Origin of the sequence: Silvania hatchlandensis (genome assembly GCF_025564065.1) — a bacterium.
Lineage (GTDB): Bacteria > Pseudomonadota > Gammaproteobacteria > Enterobacterales > Enterobacteriaceae > Enterobacter > Enterobacter hatchlandensis.
Genome location: NZ_JAMGZK010000053.1, coordinates 203,592 through 219,585, shown reverse-complemented (window position 1 = coordinate 219,585; position 15,994 = coordinate 203,592). Strand labels below are relative to the sequence as shown.

Below are 15,994 nucleotides of genomic sequence, written 5' to 3'. Positions count from 1 at the left end.
ACACACAGGAACCACATCATGAAAAAAACACTGACGTTGATCGCCGCAGCAACCCTGAGCGCCCTGAGCTTTGCCTCCTGGGCTGATACTCTGACCGTGGGCGCGTCCAATACGCCGCACGCCGAAATCCTCGAGCAGGCGAAGCCTATCCTCGCTAAACAGGGTATCGATCTGGAGATCAAACCGTTCCAGGATTACATCCTGCCGAACACCGCGCTGGCGGGTCGTGACATCGACGCCAACTACTTCCAGCACATTCCTTATCTGAACAGCGTCCTGAAAGATCACGCTGGCGATAAGACCTATGATTTTGTCAGCGCCGGTGTGATCCACATCGAGCCGATCGGTATTTACTCTAAAAAATTCAAATCGCTGAAAGATCTGCCGGAAGGCGGCAAAATCATCATGCGTGATGCGGTATCCGAAGAGGGTCGTATCCTCTCTATCTTCGAGAAAGAGGGCGTGATCAAGCTGAAGCCGGGCATCGACAAAGTGACCGCACGCATCAGCGACATTGTCGAGAACCCGAAAAAACTGCAGTTCACGCCGAACGTCGAAGCCGCGCTGCTGCCGCAGATGTATAACAACGACGAAGGCGCGGCGGTGGTGATCAACGCTAACTACGCCATCGACGCCGGTCTCGACCCGGTTCACGATCCGATTGCGGTCGAAAGCGGTGAAAACAACCCGTACGCCAACATCATTACCGTACACCGTGGCGACGAGAAGAAAAAAGACATCGTAGCCCTGGTGAACGTCCTGCACTCCAAAGAGATTCAGGAGTGGATCCGCACCAAATACAAAGGCGCGGTGATCCCGGTTAATAACTGATTCACGGATGCTTTTTCCCAGGCCCGGCGAGTTTCTCGCCGGGCTTCTTTTTTGTATACGGCCGGTGAATCTATTAAGCTGACGTTTTAGGCAACGGAGTGAAAGTAATGGGCAATGTGACCAAAGACGAAGCGCTGTATCAGGAGATGTGTCGTGTGGTGGGCAAAGTCGTTCTTGAGATGCGCGACCTGGGGCAGGAGCCCAAGCATATCGTGATCGCGGGAGTCGTCCGCACCGCGCTGGCGAACCAGCGCGTGCCACGCAGTGAATTAACGACTCAGGCGATGGAAACGGTGGTTAAAGCGCTGGCCGGGTAATGCGTTTTGCCAGCTGCTCAACGGTGCAGCACAGCAGGTAATAGACCAGCCCCGTAAAGATAAAAATAGCCGCCGGGTAAATCTGTACCCGGTTGTTAACCTGTCCGGCGACGGTAGTCAGCTCCGGCACGTTGACAATAAAAGCCAGCGAGGTGTCCTTCAGCAGGCTGATAAAAATCCCCGACAGCGACGGCAATGTATTGCGCAACACTTGCGGCAGCAGCAGATGCCACAGGGTCTGCAGTGCGCCAAACCCCTGCGACTGCGCCGCCTCATACTGCCCGACAGGCAATGCGCGCAGCCCCGCCAGCACCGAATGCATCACCGCCGCCGCGGTAAACCACGCCAGCGCCAGCGTCACGGTCAAGGCGCCGGGCAGATCGCCCCCGGTCATCAGCGGCAGCAGATACCACATCCAGAAAATAACAAATATCAGCGGGATCCCGCGAATCAGCTCTGCCCACGCAAACAGGGTCTGGCGAATGACGCCCGGGTAACGCCAGGCGAGGCCCGCCAGCGCAATCCCGGCCGGGAGCGCCAGCGCCGCCACGCCAAAGGCCATCAGCAGGGTCAGCAGCACGCCGCCGGGTTGCCCGGCGCTTATGCGTCCCCACAGCAGATAATCAAGGTTGTCGGTAATCACGCTAAACCCGGCTAACATGGCTCTTCACTCCTTAACTCGGTGTTTGTTTTACGCCGCCGCGCGGGCGTGGGGCCCAGCTTTGTGAGCAGTAAGCCCAGCGCGATGCCGGTCAGCAGGTACAGCGCCGTGCCCACGCTGAAGGCTTCCAGCGCGTGGGCGTTATAGCTTTCGATCTGGCGCACCTGATAGGTGAGTTCGGCAAAGCCGATGCCGCTCGCGAGCGACGAGAGCTTCATCAGATTAAGGTACTGACCCACCACCGGCTGCCAGGCGTTGGCCAACCCCTGCGGCAGCAGAATATGGCGCAGTAACCGCCAGGACGAGAAACCCTGAGCCAGCGCCGCCTCCCGCTGTCCGCTGGAGACCGCCCGCAGTCCGGCGGTGACCTCTTCGGTTAAAAACGCCGAGGTAAAGACCCCCAGGCCCCAGGCGGAGCAGAGAAACTCCGGCGTGAACCACCAGACGTTACCCGGCAGCACCGACCAGGGGTGATCGGCCATCACTACCGCGCGAAAGGCCTGCGGCAGGCCATTCCAGGCGGCAAAATACCAGAACAGGAGCTGCACCAGCAGGGGCGTATTGCGAAACAGCGAGACCCAGGCGGCGACGACGGCAGTACCGAGGCGGCCCCCGGTAAGGCGCAATCCGAGGCAGGCAAGGGTGAGAAGGCTGGCGACCAGCGCGCCCGCCAGCGTCACCCACAAGGTGGTTAAGAAACCGGACAGGATCCACTGCAAGGGCTGACCGGTCAGCACCCCTTGCCAGTCAAGGGCGGGCATTACACCGCGTCCTGATGAAGTGGGTTAAGCACCTTCTGCAGAAAACGCCGGGCGCGCGGATGGCTGGGATGCTGAAAGAACTGCTCGGGCGGCGCCACTTCCAGAATCTGTCCACCATCGATAAACACCACCCGATCGGCGATCTCGCGGGCGAACTGCATCTCGTGGGTGACAACAATCATGGTGATCCCGCTATGAGCGAGGGCTTTCATCACCAGCAGCACCTCGCCAATCATCTCGGGATCGAGCGCCGAGGTGGGTTCATCGAATAGAATTATCTGCGGCGAGGAGGCCAGCGCCCGGGCAATTGCCACCCGCTGCTGCTGCCCGCCGGAGAGGGTATCGGGATACTGTTCGGCTTTGTCTGCCATCCCCACCTGGCTGAGCAGGGCGTCGGCCCGGGTGTGCGCCTGCGCAGACGGCCAGCCGTGAACCTGCTCCAGCGCCAGGGTGATGTTTTGCCGGGCCGTCAGATGGCTGTAGAGATTAAACTGCTGAAACACGAATCCGACCCGGCTACGCAACTGCCGCAATGCCCGGCGACTGAGCTGACGGGTGGGTTTTCCGTCAATCAGGATCTCGCCGGAGGTTAAGGTTTCGAGCTGGTTGATCAGGCGAATCAGGTTGGATTTACCGGAGCCGGAGGGGCCGAGGATCGCCACCACCTCTCCGGGCGTGACGCTGAGGTTGATACCTTTCAGCACCGGGCGATCGCCGTAGCGTTTCACCACATCGCAAAAGGTAACGCTGGCCTGCGCCAGATGCGCAAAATCCGCGGCATCGGCCGCGGAGGAGGAAAAGAGACCGGAGAACATATCACTGGGCTTCTATTTTAAAGGCACGCGGTTGCGGGGAGGCGGTCTGCGGGCCAAACCAGACGTCGTAAATCTTCGCCGCGTCGCCGCTGCCTTCCAGTTTCACCAGCTCATCGTTGACCACCTTCAGCAGCGCGGTTTCGCCTTTTTTCACCCCGACGCCGATCTCCTCTTTACTCAGCAGGTCGGGCAGAATTTTGAAGCTGGCCTTATCCGGCGCCTGGGCCAGCAGACCCGCCAGAATGGTGCTGTCCTGAGTGATCGCCTGCACGTTACCGTTGCGCAACGCGGTCAGCGCCAGCGGAATATCGTCATAAGACAGCACCCGGGACTGCGGGAAGCGCTGATGCAGGGCCTGTTCACCGGTAGTGCCTTTAACGGCGCCAATGCGCGCCTTGCTGTAGGCATCCAGCTTATCCGCGCCGCTGGCCGGAACCAGGAACTGCTGGCCGGTCACAAAGTAAGGAGTGGAAAAATCGATTACCTGCGCGCGCTCCGGGGTGATGGTGATGTCCGCCACGATCAGGTCCGCTTTACCGGACTGCAGCAGCGGAATACGGTTTGCTGGGTTAGTGGCGACTAACTCGAGCTTTACCCCCAACGCTTTTGCCAGTGCGTTGGCGAAATCAACGTCGTAACCGACAATGTCGTGGCTTTTAGCATCCACCGATCCGAACGGCGGGTTGGCATCGAAGGTGGCTACTTTGACCACTCCGGCGGCTTTAATATCCGCCAGCTGATCCGCCTGCGCCTGGGTTGAAATCAGGCCGCCTGCGGTCAGCAGACCGAGTGCCAGCGCCAGTTTTGTGTGTATTGCCATAAATATCCCTGCCTCTCTGTTTTGGTTTTGTCCTGTTACGCTCCCATACCCGTTACGTCCGACCAAATAAGAAAAATGTCTTTGCTATATGAAAAAAGTGATTAGTGAACAGTGTGTTACACGTAAGTAAACGGCTGGCGGGCTTTTGCAGTTTGCGCACATTCTCTGCCGGTATTCGCATTTCCCTTTGTGCCACATTGCAGGTTTACTGAACTCAGGCTGAACACAGAGGAAACAGGCAATGGGAAAATTACTGAGTACGTTACGACGGTTATTTGCGGGTCGAACCGAGGGTGCGGAGAACAGTGCGCAACGTGTTCTGGAGTCGATCTTGCCTGCTGCCAGCCTGTACGGCGTGGACATTGCCACTATCGATCCGGAGTGGTTTTATGACCAAACGCAACGCTGAACACCGCCTGGTGCGGGAAACCTACTGGAACGAGGTGTGCGTGCTTAACCACTAAACTGGATGTTAACATCCAAAATCACGCCTTCGTTTTGTCCCTGGCTCCGCAACCTGCTAAGGTTTCTGACGACCTCACTGACGCCAGTTAAGCGGATGAACAACAAACATTTTATACAACGCGGGATCCTCCTCGGGTTACTGCTCTTCCTGCTCAGCAGCGCGTTGCTGTATGCCGAACAGATCCGCCGCCAGTTCTGGGTGCTGGATCAGCAGTTTGCCACCGCCTTCGCGGAGGTGGGGGCGATGCTCACGCAAAATGAATCGATCCTCCCCCTGCTCAATGGCGATGAAGATCTGGCCGCGCTACGCAAAAAATTCCCGCAAATCGTCACCCTGCAAAAGACCACTGGTCGTGCGCTCGACGCCGCGCGGGTGGAGCCTGCCGAAGGTGAGCAGTACTGGCTGTATAACCCCTGGCGGCAGATCCGGGTGCTGATTGACCCACAAACGGTGCTTCACGGCAACCCACGCTTTACCCATATCAGCCTGCACCTCGACGGCACACCGCCGGTTCAGTCGGAAGCCTTCTGGCACTGGCAGCGGCAGTTTTCGCAGCATACCCAGCCGTTTACGCTTGCAGCCAGTGCCCAACCCGCCTGGGGGCAGATCCCGCTGCTGCCTTTCGTGCTGCTGTTTCTCGGCTGGGCGATAGTCACTGCGGCGGCTGGCGCCATCGTCTGGCAGCGAACGCAGCGGCAACATGCCGACCACCGCGCCCGGTATTATCAACATGCCCGACTCAACACCCTGGGCGAGATCACCGCCGGTATCGTGCATGAGATCAATCAGCCGCTGACGGCGGTGCAGACCTGGATTCAGGGCGCGCAGCGCCAGCTGGGGCAGGGCAATCCCGAGGTGGTCGCGCAGGCGCTGGGCGCTGCCCTGATTCAGACCCAGCGGATTAACGCCCTGTTGACGCGCTTTCGCGAGCATGTCGCCCAGGAAGAGGTGACCCTGCGCGAGGTCGATCTGGCCGAATGCTGGCAACATGTTGGCAATTTGCTGGAGCATGAACGCACCGCGAAGCACATCCGTGTTACCCATGACTTCGCCCCGGACGCGAAAACGATCCAGGCAGACCGGCTGTGGCTGGAGCAGGTGCTGCACAATCTTCTCAGCAATGCCATTCAGGCTCAGCAGGACAGACCCGCAGGCTGGGTGCACATCACCAGCCGCGCAGAAGAGGGGCGTATCACGCTGACCCTGACCGACGGCGGGCCGGGCTTTACCCCCGAGGCGTTAGAAAATGCTTTTATGCCGTTTTATAGCGGGCGCAAAGAGGGTATTGGGCTGGGTATGACCTTAACGGAGTCGTTATTGACCCGTATGAATGGCACTATTTTGCTGAATAACGCGCCCGAAGGTGGGGCACAGATTACGCTGCAGTTTGTTCGCCAGGGGAGTCGCACGTATGAATAACGTTATTTACCTTATCGACGATGATGCGTCGGTTCGGGAGTCGCTGGTGTTCCTGTTGTCGGGGATGAACTGGGAGATCGCCACCTTCGACAGCATTGCCGCGTTTACGGCGGCGCACAGCAGCAATACCGGGCTCACCGGCTGCCTGCTGCTGGATATGCGCATGCCGGGGAAAGGCGGGTTGGCCTGGCTGGAAGAGGGGGCATGGCCGTGGCCGCTGCTGCCGGTGATCCTGATGACCGGGCATGGCACCATCGACGCCTGCCGTCGCGCCTTTCACAACGGGGTGTATGAGTTTTTCACCAAGCCGCTGGATGCCGACAAGCTGATCGAATCCATCACCGCGGCGCTGGCAGAGAGCCAGCAGCGCGTGGGCGCGTGGCAGGAGACCACCCGCGTGCGGGCGCTGTTTGCCCAGCTCACCGCCCGCGAGGACGAAGTGCTGCATGCCCTGATGGACGGGCGCAGTAATAAAGAGGTCGCCGCGCGGCTGAATCTTTCTCCGCGCACGGTAGAAGCGCACCGGGCGGCGGTGTTTCTCAAGCTGGGCGTCTCGAGCCTGGTACAGGCCATCCGGGAATATGACAAATTGCAATCCGTAGAACTACCAGGCTAGCTGCGTAATCGACCGAATAACATTCGCGCCACCTCCCCGATATGCTTCAGGTGTTCCCACTGATAAGAGGATGTGCGATGAAAAAGGTAATGATGGCAGTAATCGGGGTTGCAGGGATGGTCGGCGTATCGGCGCACGCACAGTCTGTGGCGCAAAACAGTCTGTCACTGACCCAGGCGAACGCCCTGGCCAGCGCTGCCGTTCAGGCTTGCCTGGCGAAAAACTACCAGGTGAGCGTCACGGTGGTGGATCGCGCCGGGGTAGTTAAAGCGGTACAGCGCACGGATAACGCCGGTCCGCACACCCTGAAAGCCAGCGAGATGAAAGCCTTTACCGCGCTGAGCACCAAAAATGCGTCGGGTAAAGTGATGGAATCGGCGCAAAGCAATGCGGGCGCACAAAACCTGCGTGATATTCCGGGTCTGCTGCTGCTGGCCGGTGGTCTGCCGGTTAAAGAAGGGGATGACGTGATTGGCGCGATCGGTATTGGCGGTGCGCCGGGCGGACATCTTGATGAAGCCTGTGCCCAGCAGGCGATAGACAGCCTGAAAAAGTCGTAATAAAAAGCCCCGGCGTATCCGTAATGCTGGTCAGTTAAGCAAAATTACGCTTTTTTATTCGTTATTTTACTTATTACAAAACCCTTTGAAGAAAGCGTGGAACCGTTCCGTTCACTCTTAATCCTCTGCTTCCTGTCTGATGCTCTGCGGTGAACGTGTAAAGGGGGCCGCCACCCCCTTTACAATCCCGGCTCCCGGCACAGAAAATCGCCGCTGCGCGGATTACTCGCCCCATCCATGGGGCTCACCCCTTCGGGGCCAGCGCAAGCGCTGTTCAAAATTGCTCCCGGCAATTTTGTCTTCGGCTTATTCCCTTCGGATTCGGGTCGGGCGTGATCCTACATCCATGTAGGTCACGCCCTCTCGGCGCATCCCTGCGCCTCGCCCCGGCCTGCGGTCAACGCCTCAGCGATTTTCAGCCGGACTTTCGCTCCCTCCACCTTCTCAGCGGTCTGAATGGGGCACGGGTGTTGAGTCCCCGCTGAAATCGGCGAACCGGAGACCGGATGACAAGGGCTGGACGCCAGGGATGGCGGACAGAGGCGAAGCGAGACAGGATGTCGAGTTGAGCCGACCGCAGGCAGGAGGTCGTGAGGTGAGCGTAGTGCGAAGCACCGATTTCGTGGCGGGGCCGCGGGGATTGACAAGGGGGTGCGGTGACCCCCTTGTCACGTTCACGTGCTGTGAAGCTACTATAATCTGCTTAACATAAAGTGAACGGAACAATCCTCAATGCTTAACTGACCAGCATCACCGGCGTATCCGGGGCTATTTGTTAGATCTTGCAGGCGTCGCCGCAGTCATCGTCCGCCACTATCGCCTGCGCTTTTTTATCCGCATCATCCAGACGCTCCGCGTTGCGCTCTTCAGCTTCTTCCAGTCCGTTAAACACCAGATTCTCGAGATCAATTTCCATCATGCACCCGCTTTATTCAGTTTTTGTTCCAGGTCGTATTATAGGGCAAAACCGACGCATGAGGCACCCCGCCGCGCAGAGCGCACATAAGGATAATCCTTGCCATACTCAGGCATTAACCCTGCAAAGGAGCGGCAATGATTACGCTATGCCAGACCTGCGGCACGTCCTATGACGGGCCCACCGAACCCAAACGGTGCCCCATTTGTGAAGATGAACGCCAGTATGTGCCCTCGACAGGCCAGGCGTGGGTCGCATTTGACACCCTGACCGCAACGCATACCAACAAATGGCAGCAGCTCGAACCGGATCTGTTCGGTATCAAAACCGTGCCCGGCTTTGCGATAAACCAGCGCGCCATTCTGCTGCGTACCCCGCAGGGCAACGTGCTGTGGGACTGCATCGCCAATCTCGACAGCGCTACCCACGCGCTGGTGATGGCGCTGGGCGGGATCAGCGCCATCGCGCTTTCTCATCCGCATTACTACACCACGATGCAGGACTGGGCGGCGGCCTTTAACGCCCCGGTTTATCTGCATGCCAGCGACAGGGAGTGGGTGATGCGGGACAGCCCGGCGCTGCGGTTCTGGGAGGGCGACGCGCTCGAAATTGCCCCAACGGTAACCCTGTTAAGGCTCGGCGGGCATTTTGCCGGTGGCACGGTGCTGCACTGGAACCGCGATCGGGGCGTGCTGCTGGCGGGGGATATTCTGCAGGTGACCCCGGGAAAAGACGCGGTGTCCTTTATGTGGAGCTACCCAAATATGCTGCCGCTACCCGCCGCAACGGTGAGCGATATCACCGCGCGTCTGGACGGTGTGCGCTTTTCCAGACTGTATGGTGCCTTTGAAGGGCAGAACATTCCTGCCGACGCCCGGGAGATCGTCATGCGGTCGGGCCAGAAATATATTGCTTGTCTGAACCCCGGCCCGGTCGCTAAACTCTAAAAACATGATCTCGATCATGTCTAAACCATTACAGAAAAATGAGACATTGCCATGCAACATATCATTGAAGGTTTTCTCAGCTTTCAAAAAGAAGTTTTTCCACAACGTAAAGAACTTTTCCGCAGTCTGGCCTCCAGTCAGAATCCCAAAGCGCTTTTCATCTCCTGTTCTGACAGCCGACTGGTTCCGGAACTCGTCACCCAGCAGGATCCCGGACAGCTCTTTGTCATTCGTAATGCTGGCAACATCGTGCCGCCATTCGGGCCCGAACCGGGCGGCGTGTCGGCCACCATTGAATACGCCGTTGTGGTACTGGGCGTGACCGATATCGTGATCTGCGGCCACTCTAACTGTGGCGCAATGAAGGCCATTGCTGACAACGCGAACCTGGATCCAATGCCGGCAGTTTCCCACTGGCTGCGCTATTCCGACGCGGCGAAAGCGGTGGTGGAGAATAAAACCTGGGACAACCCGACTGACAAAGTGAACGCGATGGTGCAGGAAAACGTCTTCGCGCAGCTGAGCAACATCAAAACGCACCCGTCGGTTGCCGTGGGTCTGCGTAACGACACCATCCGCCTGCACGGCTGGGTTTACGATATCGAAAGCGGCGACATTCGTGCGCTGGATAAAAACAGCAAAACCTTTGTCTCCCTGTCCGACAATCCGGGCGTTTACTTCGAGTAAATGACGCTGTTCAGGGCGGGATGTCCCACCCTGAACCAACGCATCAGAAGGCGGAAGGCAGCGCTTCGAGTCGAAGACCGGCGCGCTTAGCGGTTTCCGGCAGCAGATCGACTGCCGTGACATAGCCATCCGGATCGAGACAGCGGTTTGCCGCCCGGGCTTGTTTCAGGATTGTCTCATCCCAGTAGACGCGCTTACGCTGATCGCCCTCGGTAGTCAGGATGCACTCCATGTCACCCTCCAGCGCGCGGTAACGCCGCCAGCTGTTTGCCGGAACCGAAATCACCGAACGTTCAGGCGCAACGATACTCACCTCTTCACCCTCCAGATTCCACGTCACTTCCAGCGTGCCTTTAAACACCATGATGACCTGCACGTCCGGACACAGATGCCGCCCGACCACATGCTCATCAGCGAGGCGCAGCCATTCCACCGAGAAGCCGTGCGGGTTAACGATAGCCGGGGCCGCGTGTTTGTCCTGGCTGATACCAAAGCCAATCACCGGCGCAATCTCACCGCCGTGACCCGGCAGGACCGAGTCCAGCAGACCTGCCGCAGACCAGCGGCGATCCTCCCCGGTCACCGCCCGTTGGCGCATCTCCTCTACGGAGTAGTGGCGCAGGGCGGCGATCTCTTCCGGCGGCAGCGGCGTGAGCAACCCTGCCGGTTCCGGCAGCGTATCGCCCGCATTAACGTCGATCAGCATATTCTCTTTGCTCAGATACAGGCCATACTCGCTGGCGGCATTCAGAATCGACGGGTGCCAGATAATCCCCCCGGTATGATTACCGCCCAGCACCGTGTAGACCATTCCGCAGGTCTCTTCCTGGCTGACGTTGGTGAAGCCGCGGAAAATCCACGTTGGAATAGACAGAATGGCCGGGGCGCTGAGTTCGGCTTCATTTTCGCCGTTCGCCCCCCAGCGAAAACGCCATGTCCCTTCGTGGATCAAAAACACTTCTGCCGTGAAGTGCAGGTGCAAATTATTGGTGACCCCTTTGGGCATTGCCGCGGCACCAATGTTAAAGCCGTGCGGTTCTGGAATGTTCACCACCTGAGCGGACGACTGGGTCACGCCCGGGCCGACAAACGAGTAGTTCTGTTTCAGGTGCGAGCCCGGAAGCTTGCAGTCGATAAAGGCAAGATTACAGGACACCATATCTTCAGGTGCCACCAGGCGGCTTTTCGCCAGTTCCGGGGTAATGTGACGTGCTTTCATGTTCTCTCCTGTTAATAGCCTGATGCGCCGGTAGTAGGAATGGCGTTACCGCGTGCCTGCGCGATGGCCTCGCGCGAGGCGCGGCCAAGCTGCATGACATCGTTCGCGGGGGTAACAAACTGAAAACCTTCGCTGATGCGCCGGGCGGCCGCGTCGCCGGAGGTACAAAAGATCCCGGCGATTTTTTGCGTCTGGCGACAGCGGCTGACTACCCGCTCAACGGCGGCCAGCATCTCCGGATGACGGGATTCGGCGCTGGCGCTGCCGGTGAGGGTCAGGGACAAATCGTTCGGGCCGATAAACACTCCGTCTAACCCCTCCGTCGCCAGAATCGCGTCGAGGTTCGCCAGCCCTTCGCGGGTTTCGATCATCGCCAGCGTCAGAATTTCGCTGTTGGCGTGCTGGGGGTAATCGGCACCGCCGTACAGCAGACCGCGCGCCGGGCCAAAGGAGCGATTGCCCAGCGGGGGATAGCGGCAGGCGGCGACAAAACGGCGGGCTTCTTCCGGGGTGGAGATCATCGGGCAGATAATGCCGTAAGCGCCGGCATCGAGCATGCGCATGATTTGCGCCGGGTCGTTATCGGAGACCCGCACCAGCGGCACCGCCGAAGTGGCGGAGAGCGCCTGCAGCATGGTCAGCGCGCTGGCAAAATCAATCATCCCGTGCTGGAGATCGACGGTGATGGCATCGTACCCCTGATGGCCCATGATTTCGGCACTGTAGCTGGACGGGATCGCCAGCCAGCCATTAATGATGGCGGCGTTCTCGCGCAGCGCCTTGAGTTTATTCTGTCGCATGTAAACACTCCTGAATCCACTGGCGCAGCGGGATAGCGACCTCATCCGGCGCTTCGAGCACGATAAAGTGCCCGGCCTGCGTGAGGGTAACGCTTGTCGCCTGCGGGGCGCTTTCGGCGGCCAGCCGGTGGTGGTGGGGCGTGCAGATGGGATCGTGCAGGCCGTTAATAATGATGATGGGGCAGGTCGCGGCGGCCAGCGCCTCGCGATTATCGCCCCGGGAAATCGCGATTTCGGTCTGGGTCGCCAGCACGTCAGGTCCGCACTCCTCTGCCATCTGGCAGATAACCGCGTGCAGTTCCCGGTCATGGAGGCGTGACGGGGCCACGTACTTTGGCCACAGGCTGGCAGACAGCCAGTTCGCCAGCCCCTGTTCCCGCGCCGCACGAACGGCTTCGCGGCGTGGGGTGGCATTTTCCGGCCGGTCTGCCAGCGGATTGACCGACAGCAGCGCCAGCCCGGCAATCCGTTCAGGGGCGTCGGCGATCATCTGCAGAGCCACAATCGCCCCCAGCGAAAATCCTGCCAGCAGGAATCGCGGCGGCAACTCACTCAGCAGCCGTTGGGAGACCTGCTCCGCCGTGGTGGCCCCGGTCAGCTCAACGCAAATCGCGGCAGACAGCGCGAGCTGGTCGACGATAGGCTGCCAGAGCCTGCGGTTACACAGCGTGCCGCCAATCAGCACCAACGGCATGTGGGTATTGTTAAGCGTTGTCATCATAGCCCTCAGGTTGCGGTCCAGCCGCCATCGACCATCAACGCACTGCCGGTGATCATCCCTGCGGCATCGGAGGCCAGGAACACTACCGGCCCCATCACGTCTTCGACTGTGCCCAGCCGCCCGAGCTTGATGTTGTCCAGCACGTAGCGACGAAAGGCGGGTTCGCCCAGCGCGCGCTGCGAAAGTGCGGTCTCTATAAAGGTCGGACACAGGGTGTTGACCCGGATCCCGGCATCCCCCAGCTCCAGCGCCATCGATTTGGTTAATCCCTCCAGCGCAAATTTGGAGGCGCAGTAGACGCTGCGGCTCGGACCGCCAACGTGGCCCATTTGCGACGAGATATGGATAATCGACCCGGCAATCTGCTGGTCGCGCATCCGCGCCGCCACCTGCTGGCTGATAAAAAAGGTGGCCCGCAGGTTGATGGCCATCACCGCATCGAAGTTCGCTTCACTCACCTTCAGAAACGGCTCGTGACGCGCCAGCCCGGCGCTGTTCACCAGGATGTCGAACGCGGGCAGGGGCGAAAGCACCCGCTCGACCTGCGCGACGTCGGTGATATCCAGCGACACCGGATGCAGCGTCAGCCCCCGTTCGGCGGCGAGCGTCGCGGCCGCCTCCAGCGCCGGGCGATCCCGGGCGGCAATCCACACCTCGGCCCCGGCCTGCGCCAGGGCGACGGCGCAGGCGAACCCCAGTCCTTTGGAGCCGCCCGTTACCAGCGCGCGTTTCCCGTGCAGGTCAAAAGATGGCATCTCAGGAAACGTCATGCCTTACACCTTTTCTCTGACCGGGGCGGGGGTGGCGTACGGCACATCCACCTGGCCGTAGCGGCGCACGCGAATGTTGGCCTGCTCGGCATGCCCGGCAAAGCCTTCCAGCAGCGACAGACGCGAGCAGTAGCTGCCGATCTCGGCAGTGGCTTCATCGCTGAGCACCTTCTGCCAGGTACAGGTTTTCATGAACTTGCCGACCCACAGGCCGCCGGTGTAGCGCGCCGCTTTTTGCGTCGGCAGGGTGTGGTTGGTACCAATGACCTTATCGCCGTAGGCGACGTTGGTGCGCGGGCCGAGGAACAGTGCGCCAAAGTTGGTCAGATTCGCGAGGAACCAGTCGTCGCGGTCGGTCATCACCTGCACGTGCTCGGAGGCGATGCGGTCGGCTTCGGCGAGCATTTCGTCGTAGCTGTCGCAGACGATGATTTCGCCATAGTCGCGCCAGGCCTGACGCGCAATGTCGGCGGTAGGCAGTTTTTCCAGCAGGCGGTCGATCTCCCGCAGCGTCTCTTTGGCAAGCATCATCGAGTTGGTCAGCAGAATCGCGGGGGTGGTCACCCCGTGCTCGGCCTGACCCAGCAGATCGGTGGCGCACATTTCGGCGTCGACCGTTTCATCGGCAATCACCAGCGTCTCGGTTGGACCGGCAAACAGGTCGATGCCGACCCGGCCAAACAGCTGGCGCTTGGCTTCGGCGACATAGGCATTGCCCGGCCCGACCAGCATATCCACCGGGGCCAGCGAATCGGTGCCGAGCGCCATCGCGCCGATAGCCTGAATGCCGCCCAGGGCATAAATCTCAGTGGCACCGGCCATTTTTTGCGCCGCCACGATGGCCGGAGCCGGTTCACCGCCGAACGGCGGGGCGCAGCTCACGATGCGCGAACAGCCCGCAACGTTGGCGGTAATGATCGACATATGGGCCGAGGCCAGCAGTGGATATTTGCCGCCGGGGACGTAGCATCCCACCGCATTAATCGGAATGTTTTTATGTCCGAGGATCACCCCGGGGCGGGTTTCAATTTCCAGATCGCGCAGGCATTCCCTCTGGGCGCGGGCAAAATTAAATACCTGCTCCTGGGCGAATTCGATATCGCGAATATCCTGACGGCTGAGTCGTTTAATACAGTCATTAATCTCCGCGTCCGTCAGGCGATAATCCTGGCGATCGTAGCGGTCGAATTTAATGGATAATTCGCGAATGGCTTTATTCCCACGCTTTTCAATATCCGCAAGAATAAGTTCTACCGTTTCCCTTATCTGACGCTGTGCATCCTGACGTTCCTGAACCGGTTTACTGGTTTTCAATATATAAGCCACAATCGTTTCCTTTGATATTTAAAATGACGAAGAGCCTCCCGGCGAACCGGAATAAAGCATCGCTACTGCAATTTATTGGTCGCGGGCGGGCGCGAGGGAACTATTCAGCGGTAATTCTGCGGTCGGTGGCATTTTACGTGAATTAACCCAGCGCACGGAAAGCGGGGTGGCCATCGCCGCAACAATCGAGAGGGCGGCAATAAACAGATATCCGGAAGAGAGGTTAATGTGCTGCATCATCACCCCCATAATCACCGGCCCGGCAAACATGCCGCAGGAGTAAATGGTCTGGAACAACCCCATGCGGGTGGACTGTTCATCGGAGGTGGTGTTGACCACGCTCAGGGACATAAATGCCGCGAACGCCATCCCGAAGGAGAAGCCGGCCAGCGCCTGCAGAACATAGATCACGTACATGTTGCTGGTGAACGGAATGCCAAACGTCGAGATCACCTGCAGCACAATCCCCAGCACCGCCGTCTTCATCAGGCCCAGGCGCTGGTAAAACACGCTGCTGCACAGGGCAACCGCCAGCGCGTAGAAGATCAGATGGATGTTGCTCAGCAGAGTCAGGATCCCGGCGCGCCCCCCAAGCTGCTCGGCGTAGATGGGCGTCAACGTATCGCGGGTAGCAAAAGGCACCAGGATGACAAGGGTCGCCAGAATGCCAATCAGCCACACCGAACGGTCCGCAAGCTGCAGGCGGGCCCCGGCGATACAGGCTTTCAGCGACGGGGCTTTTACCGGGTCGTGGACATCGCGGATCCGGGTGGTCAGGAGCAATGCCACCAGCGCCGAGACGCAGGAGACGAAGAAGGCGATGTTGTTGGCAAAGTAGTGAATCAACAACCCGCCGATGCAGTTGCCGAGAAACACCCCAAGCGGCCCCGCCAGCGCCAGAAAGGCTACGGCAGCGGGGGCGTCTTTGCGGTCAAAATAGCGCATAAACAGGATGTTGTAGAGCACCCAGGTGGCGGCGGTGACGCCGTCTGCCGCTTTAGCCAGATACAGGGTAAGGGCGTTCGGCTCCAGCCAGGCCAGCGGCCAGGCGATAATCGGCAGGACCAGCGCGACCTGGATAAAAATTTTCCGGCTCTTCACCACGTCGGAGATGATCCCCAGTGGAAAACGAATCAGCAGCGTGGCCAGGCCGCTGGCCCCCATAATGATGCCCATCATCTGCGGCTCCATCCCCTGATTGATCATCATCGGGGCCAGAAACGCATCGATGCTGTGAATGCAGATGAAAAATAACACGCTGATGAAGAAAAACAGCCGGGCTTCCGGTCGGCGTAACAGTGCTCGAAACATGGTTGTGAACCTCTAAATAATCAATGGGTTA

The 15,994-nt window shown here is 59.4% G+C and carries 19 protein-coding genes; 8 read left to right on the top strand and 11 right to left on the bottom strand.

Going from position 1 to position 15,994, the window contains the following annotated elements; translation table 11 throughout:
• Positions 1-18: 18 nt before the first annotated feature.
• Together M8014_RS18240 and fumD are read left to right on the top strand one after the other, a co-directional pair.
• Positions 19-831, top strand: coding sequence for a MetQ/NlpA family ABC transporter substrate-binding protein (locus M8014_RS18240; protein ID WP_271283797.1), 813 nt, complete (start codon positions 19-21; stop codon positions 829-831).
• 107 nt (positions 832-938) lie between these two features.
• On the top strand, positions 939-1,148 hold the full coding sequence (gene fumD / locus M8014_RS18235) for a fumarate hydratase FumD (RefSeq protein ID WP_271269781.1): 210 nt from the start codon (positions 939-941) through the stop codon (positions 1,146-1,148).
• On the opposite strand, the gene M8014_RS18230 is transcribed toward fumD, so the two are convergent.
• Genes M8014_RS18230 through M8014_RS18215 form a run of 4 tightly spaced genes read right to left on the bottom strand, consistent with a single transcriptional unit; the run spans position 1,129 to position 4,205 of the window.
• Positions 1,129-1,809: an amino acid ABC transporter permease gene (locus M8014_RS18230; protein WP_271283796.1), complete on the bottom strand. Its 681-nt coding sequence runs from the start codon at positions 1,807-1,809 to the stop codon at positions 1,129-1,131. The two genes, fumD and M8014_RS18230, sit on opposite strands and share 20 nt — an antisense overlap.
• Positions 1,803-2,570, bottom strand: coding sequence for an amino acid ABC transporter permease (locus M8014_RS18225; RefSeq protein WP_271283795.1), 768 nt, complete (start codon positions 2,568-2,570; stop codon positions 1,803-1,805). Before M8014_RS18225 ends, M8014_RS18230 begins: the two co-directional genes overlap by 7 nt.
• On the bottom strand, positions 2,570-3,385 hold the full coding sequence (locus tag M8014_RS18220; RefSeq protein ID WP_271283794.1) for an amino acid ABC transporter ATP-binding protein: 816 nt from the start codon (positions 3,383-3,385) through the stop codon (positions 2,570-2,572). The genes M8014_RS18225 and M8014_RS18220 overlap by 1 nt, the downstream gene beginning before the upstream one ends.
• A gap of 1 nt (position 3,386) precedes the next feature.
• A complete protein-coding gene (locus M8014_RS18215; protein ID WP_271283793.1) occupies positions 3,387-4,205 on the bottom strand; it encodes an ABC transporter substrate-binding protein in 819 nt (272 codons plus the stop codon).
• Between the two features lie 241 nt (positions 4,206-4,446).
• Between M8014_RS18215 and M8014_RS18210 the strand changes: the two genes are divergently transcribed.
• From M8014_RS18210 to M8014_RS18195, 4 genes are all read left to right on the top strand, one after another.
• A complete protein-coding gene (locus M8014_RS18210; RefSeq protein WP_271269786.1) occupies positions 4,447-4,614 on the top strand; it encodes a hypothetical protein in 168 nt (55 codons plus the stop codon).
• A 150-nt stretch (positions 4,615-4,764) separates the two neighbouring features.
• On the top strand, positions 4,765-6,090 hold the full coding sequence (locus M8014_RS18205) for a sensor histidine kinase (RefSeq protein ID WP_271283792.1): 1,326 nt from the start codon (positions 4,765-4,767) through the stop codon (positions 6,088-6,090).
• The gene (locus M8014_RS18200; RefSeq protein WP_271283791.1) at positions 6,083-6,706 is read left to right on the top strand and encodes a response regulator transcription factor; all 624 of its coding nucleotides are present in this window, start codon (positions 6,083-6,085) and stop codon (positions 6,704-6,706) included. Before M8014_RS18205 ends, M8014_RS18200 begins: the two co-directional genes overlap by 8 nt.
• 77 nt (positions 6,707-6,783) lie before the next feature.
• Positions 6,784-7,266, top strand: coding sequence for a GlcG/HbpS family heme-binding protein (locus tag M8014_RS18195; protein WP_271283790.1), 483 nt, complete (start codon positions 6,784-6,786; stop codon positions 7,264-7,266).
• Between the two features lie 775 nt (positions 7,267-8,041).
• Here M8014_RS18195 and M8014_RS18190 read toward each other — a convergent pair.
• Positions 8,042-8,182, bottom strand: coding sequence for a hypothetical protein (locus tag M8014_RS18190; RefSeq protein WP_271283936.1), 141 nt, complete (start codon positions 8,180-8,182; stop codon positions 8,042-8,044).
• 137 nt (positions 8,183-8,319) lie between these two features.
• Between M8014_RS18190 and M8014_RS18185 the strand changes: the two genes are divergently transcribed.
• Together M8014_RS18185 and M8014_RS18180 are read left to right on the top strand one after the other, a co-directional pair.
• Positions 8,320-9,129, top strand: a complete 810-nt coding sequence (locus M8014_RS18185; RefSeq protein ID WP_271283789.1) for an MBL fold metallo-hydrolase — start codon at positions 8,320-8,322, stop codon at positions 9,127-9,129.
• Between the two features lie 51 nt (positions 9,130-9,180).
• Positions 9,181-9,816, top strand: coding sequence for a carbonic anhydrase (locus M8014_RS18180; RefSeq protein ID WP_271283788.1), 636 nt, complete (start codon positions 9,181-9,183; stop codon positions 9,814-9,816).
• A gap of 43 nt (positions 9,817-9,859) precedes the next feature.
• On the opposite strand, the gene M8014_RS18175 is transcribed toward M8014_RS18180, so the two are convergent.
• The 6 genes from M8014_RS18175 to M8014_RS18150 form a co-directional block, all read right to left on the bottom strand.
• Positions 9,860-11,035: a cupin domain-containing protein gene (locus M8014_RS18175; RefSeq protein WP_271283787.1), complete on the bottom strand. Its 1,176-nt coding sequence runs from the start codon at positions 11,033-11,035 to the stop codon at positions 9,860-9,862.
• 11 nt (positions 11,036-11,046) lie between these two features.
• Complete coding sequence (locus tag M8014_RS18170; protein WP_271283786.1) at positions 11,047-11,835, bottom strand: HpcH/HpaI aldolase family protein; 789 nt, start codon at positions 11,833-11,835, stop codon at positions 11,047-11,049.
• Entirely contained in the window at positions 11,822-12,556 is a 735-nt protein-coding gene (locus M8014_RS18165; RefSeq protein ID WP_271283785.1) for an alpha/beta fold hydrolase, read from the bottom strand. Before M8014_RS18165 ends, M8014_RS18170 begins: the two co-directional genes overlap by 14 nt.
• Positions 12,557-12,561: 5 nt before the next feature.
• Positions 12,562-13,326 carry an SDR family NAD(P)-dependent oxidoreductase gene (locus tag M8014_RS18160; protein WP_271283784.1) on the bottom strand — a complete coding sequence of 255 codons (765 nt, stop codon included), beginning with the start codon at positions 13,324-13,326 and terminating at the stop codon, positions 12,562-12,564.
• A 3-nt stretch (positions 13,327-13,329) separates the two neighbouring features.
• On the bottom strand, positions 13,330-14,652 hold the full coding sequence (gene hisD, locus M8014_RS18155; protein ID WP_271283783.1) for a histidinol dehydrogenase: 1,323 nt from the start codon (positions 14,650-14,652) through the stop codon (positions 13,330-13,332).
• Between the two features lie 72 nt (positions 14,653-14,724).
• Positions 14,725-15,963 carry an MFS transporter gene (locus M8014_RS18150; RefSeq protein WP_271283782.1) on the bottom strand — a complete coding sequence of 413 codons (1,239 nt, stop codon included), beginning with the start codon at positions 15,961-15,963 and terminating at the stop codon, positions 14,725-14,727.
• Positions 15,964-15,994: the final 31 nt, after the last annotated feature.